Origin of the sequence: Pseudomonas sp. CG7 (assembly GCF_023701885.1) — a bacterium.
GTDB classification, from domain to species: Bacteria; Pseudomonadota; Gammaproteobacteria; order Pseudomonadales; family Pseudomonadaceae; genus Aquipseudomonas; species Aquipseudomonas zanjanensis.
In genome coordinates this window covers 1-3,282 of the sequence record NZ_JABAEE010000162.1, presented here as the reverse complement: position 1 = coordinate 3,282, position 3,282 = coordinate 1, and the positions used below count along the sequence as shown (strand labels likewise).

Sequence of the window (3,282 nt, the reverse complement as noted above, 5' to 3'; positions counted from 1 at the left end):
GTCTGCCTCCGTATCGCGGTGCTGGTGCGGCGCCCTTGTTACTAGGGCCCCCCCCTATCGCGAGCAAGCTCGCTCCCACAGGGGTTTGTGTTCACAAGTGGATATCACCGCCTCGCCGGCAACATCCACACCAACCCACTGGCCTTGGCCCGTTCATGACACAACCCCAAAACCGCGCGTCGCTCCTCGTTATCCATTCGGCTCCAACGGGTAATCTCGGCCACGGTGCGCTGGCAGCCGGTGCAGATGTCGTCATCGTCCAGCGCGCAGATATTCACGCAGGGCGACGGCACCGGGCGCTCAATGGCGCTCATGGTTCCTGCTCGACCAGGTCGCGGGCGTAGCGCTGGGCGTTGTGCACATAGTGCGCCGCGCTGGCCACGAGCATGTTCTTCTGGGCCTCGGTCAATTCGCGCACCACTTTGCCGGGCGAGCCCATCACCAGCGAGCCGTCGGGAATCTCCTTGTTCTCGCCGATCAGCGCGTTGGCGCCGATGATGCAGTGCTTGCCGATCTTCGCGCCGTTGAGGATCACCGCGTTGATGCCGATAAGGCTGTAGTCGCCTACCGTACAGCCATGGAGCATGGCGTTGTGGCCAATGGTCACGCCGGTGCCGATGGTCAGTGGATAACCCATGTCGGTGTGCATCACCGTGCCGTCCTGCACATTGCTGTCCTTGCCGATCAGGATCAGTTCGTTGTCACCGCGCAGCACGGCGTTGAACCAGACATTGGCGCCCTCTTCGAGGCGGACCTTGCCCACCAGCGTGGCGTTGGGCGCGACCCAGCTCTGTGGATGGGTTTCGACACGGGCATCGCCCAGGCGGTATTTCATGGGAATCCTCGGGGGCATCAGGTATTGATGAAACTCTTTGGCGGGGTATGCAGGTCGATATCGGCGTCGTACAGCAGGTTGACCAACTCGACGATCATGATCGCTGTCAGCCCCCAGATCTTGTAACCCTCGAAACGATAGCTGGGCACGTACCAGCTACGGCCCTGGTAGTCGATGCGGTGGGTGTGCTCGCGCGGATCCTTGCGGAAAAACTCCAGCGGCACGCTGAACACTGCGGCGATCTCGGCGTCGTTGGCTTGGTATTCGACGTAATCCGGGATCACGCCGACGTAAGGCGTGACCTTGATTCCATGCAACGAAATCAGTGGACTGAGGGGACCGATCACCTCCACCAGGCCGGGGGGCAGGCCGATTTCCTCTTCCGCTTCGCGCAGGGCGGTGAAAATCAGGTCGGGGTCTTCCGGGTCTCGACGTCCGCCGGGGAACGCCACTTCGCCGCCGTGGGTCGACAGACCGCTGGCGCGCAGGGTCAGTACCAGCTCCGGCTCATCACTGCGAGTGATCGGCACCAGCACCGCCGCTTCAGGGAAACGCCGATCGGTCTCCAGATCGCGCGGCGTGTGGTTGGTTACTCGATGCAGTAGCTCGTCCAGCATGAGACTTCTCGATTTATTCGCTGCCTAGCATCATGCACCAATCACGCAAGCGGCCCAAGCCCCGGACCGCGTCATGTCGCGAAACGACAACTTGCCGATACCGCCCCGTACACGCCAAGATAGGCGCAGCCTCCAGGAATCCAAGCATGAAATTCTGCAGCCAGTGCGGTAACCCGGTGACCCAGCGCATACCCGAGGGCGACTCGCGACTGCGCTTTGTCTGTGACACTTGCCATACCATCCATTATCAGAACCCCAATATCGTTGCCGGATGTGTACCGACTTGGGGCAGCAAGGTCCTGTTGTGCCGACGCGCCATCGAGCCACGGCGCGGTTATTGGACACTGCCAGCGGGCTTCATGGAGAACGGCGAAACTGTCGAGCAGGCCGCGGTGCGCGAAACCGCCGAGGAAGCCTGCGCCCGGGTGCGTAACCTGAGCATCTATACGCTGATCGACGTCCCGCATATCAGCCAAGTCCATGTATTCTTCCGCGCCGAGCTGGTGGACGAGGATTTCGCCGCCGGGCCCGAAAGCCTGGAAGTGAAGCTGTTCGAAGAGGCCGACATTCCCTGGGACGAGCTGGCTTTCCGCACAGTGGGCCGTACCCTAGAATACTTCTACGCTGATCGGCGAGCCGAAGACTATCCGGTGCGATCCGAGTCGATACCGCCGCTGGCCCAGCCTGCCAATACTTGAAAATCCAATATAGCCGCGACACCTCTAGGGATATCGTTTCAATGCGCTGGTTGCTTGTCCTGTTCTGCTTGTCGTTTACCGCTGTGTCCCAAGCCGCTGCCGTGGGCACCTACAACGGCAAGGTCATCGAAAAAGTGCTGGTGCTAAAGTCCGCCCATCAATTGCAATTGATCAACGACGGCAAGCCCCTCAAGACCTATCGCATCTCCCTGGGCAAGGGCGCCAAGAAAGGCCCCAAGCTGATCGAGGGCGACAAGCGTACCCCCGAGGGTTTCTATTGGATCGACTGGCGCAAGATCAGTGACCGGTTCTATTTGTCGATGCACATCTCCTACCCCAACATCAGCGACGCCGCCCGCGCCCGTCGCGAGGGCGTTGAACCGGGTGGCATGATCATGATTCATGGCACCCCGGATTCGGAAGAGAACCCTGAGCAGTTGTTCCACACCCTGGACTGGACCGACGGCTGCATTGCCATGCGTAATGTGGACATGCGTGAGGTGTGGAACCTGGTGCCGGATGGGACGATGATCGAGATTCGCCCGTAGCCCCCACTTTCTTTTGGTGAGAAGCTTCTGTGGATAGGGCGTTTCTGTGGCGAGGGAGCTTGCTCCCGCTGGGTTGCGAAGCAACCCCAAAGCAGTCAACTCGATCTGCCTGACACACCGCGCTGTCAGGTTTCAGGGCCGCTTCGCAGCCCAGCGGGAGCAAGCTCCCTCGCCACAGGGTTCGATGTCGATTGGCATATTTGTCAACGACACGAAACCACTGTGGGAGCGAGTCTGCTCCGAGCGGCGATCAGACGATGAGGCCGGCAACTACGGCATCAAGTCCGAAGCTCAACCCGGTCCAAGGCCTTGTTCGCCAGCAACGTCCCCAGTTCGATCATTTGCGCCACCCCCGACGCCACATGCCGCCGTGAGCCGTCCAAATCAAAGATGAGGTCGCTAAGTACTGCATTGGCCGAGGCCAGGGTTTCGCTGAGGTTGGCTAGCAGGGTTTCGGTGTCAACGCTGTCCGATACGGTGAACAACTGCACCGAGGGTTGGGGTTCTGGTTCGCTGTCGTCGGGTTTGAGGTAATGATCCATCGCGCGGTGAGCGGCTTCTTTCAGCTTGTCGGGGGCGTAGTC

General features: G+C 60.5%; 6 protein-coding genes. 2 read left to right on the top strand and 4 right to left on the bottom strand.

Features of this window, described 5'->3' with window-relative positions; all coding sequences use genetic code 11:
• Positions 1-104: 104 nt before the first annotated feature.
• From HGO40_RS30315 to HGO40_RS30305, 3 genes are read right to left on the bottom strand one after another with little or no spacing between them, the layout of a single operon-like run.
• Entirely contained in the window at positions 105-314 is a 210-nt protein-coding gene (locus HGO40_RS30315) for a DUF1289 domain-containing protein (RefSeq protein WP_250966039.1), read from the bottom strand.
• Positions 311-835, bottom strand: coding sequence for a gamma carbonic anhydrase family protein (locus HGO40_RS30310; protein WP_250966038.1), 525 nt, complete (start codon positions 833-835; stop codon positions 311-313). The genes HGO40_RS30315 and HGO40_RS30310 overlap by 4 nt, the downstream gene beginning before the upstream one ends.
• A 17-nt stretch (positions 836-852) precedes the next feature.
• Positions 853-1,452 carry a CoA pyrophosphatase gene (locus HGO40_RS30305; protein WP_250966037.1) on the bottom strand — a complete coding sequence of 200 codons (600 nt, stop codon included), beginning with the start codon at positions 1,450-1,452 and terminating at the stop codon, positions 853-855.
• 146 nt (positions 1,453-1,598) lie between these two features.
• On the opposite strand from HGO40_RS30305, the gene HGO40_RS30300 reads away from it, so the two are divergent.
• A complete protein-coding gene (locus HGO40_RS30300; RefSeq protein ID WP_092205380.1) occupies positions 1,599-2,150 on the top strand; it encodes an NUDIX hydrolase in 552 nt (183 codons plus the stop codon).
• A 41-nt stretch (positions 2,151-2,191) separates the two neighbouring features.
• Entirely contained in the window at positions 2,192-2,698 is a 507-nt protein-coding gene (locus HGO40_RS30295; RefSeq protein ID WP_250966036.1) for a L,D-transpeptidase family protein, read from the top strand.
• 278 nt (positions 2,699-2,976) lie between these two features.
• Here HGO40_RS30295 and HGO40_RS30290 read toward each other — a convergent pair.
• On the bottom strand, positions 2,977-3,282 hold a 306-nt coding region (locus HGO40_RS30290; protein ID WP_250966035.1), incomplete at its 5' end, for a DUF6124 family protein.